At 62.1% G+C, this 504-nt stretch carries 1 protein-coding gene; it reads right to left on the bottom strand.

From position 1 onward, the window contains the following. On the bottom strand, positions 1-504 hold a 504-nt coding region (locus DB30_RS41130), incomplete at both ends, for an RHS repeat domain-containing protein (protein ID WP_146663018.1).

The raw sequence follows: 504 nt of genomic DNA, 5'->3' as shown, positions 1-504 counted from the left end.
AAGCGTGACGCTGCGAAGATCATGCAGGTTCCCGCCCGGCTCGTCGGCCCCGTAGCGTGCGTAGCGAACCGTACGGGCATCCTCGGGCCCAAGCTGCGCGGTGACCTCGGCGATATGGCCCGTCTCGTCATACGCGAGCTCCAGCGACTGCCCGCTCGCGTTGACCACTCGCTCGAGCCGGTCATGTTTGTCGTACTCCAGCTCGATGATGTTCTGATTGCGATCGACAATCCGCCACAGCCTACGAACATCACCCGGTGCCGAGTCGTGTTCCGAGTGAAAGATCCACTGACCACCGTCGGCGAAGGTCAGCACAAACCGGCGGTCAGCGTCGAACTCACCCGTGCGATGATAGCGAGGGGCCGTCCAGACACCCTGCGCATCCGAGCGAAACTCGGCAGGACGGGCGTTGCCATCGTATAGGGTAATCGGCTGATCTGGACCGGCGCCAAGCTCCGCATAAATATTGTAGCTGTGGTCCCAATTGTTCCCAAGCGGCGACCG

The sequence above is a fragment of the Enhygromyxa salina genome (assembly GCF_000737335.2).
GTDB lineage: Bacteria > Myxococcota_A > Polyangia > Nannocystales > Nannocystaceae > Plesiocystis > Plesiocystis salina_C.
Note: the sequence above shows the minus strand (reverse complement) of the source record. Positions and strands in the feature narration are given on the sequence as shown.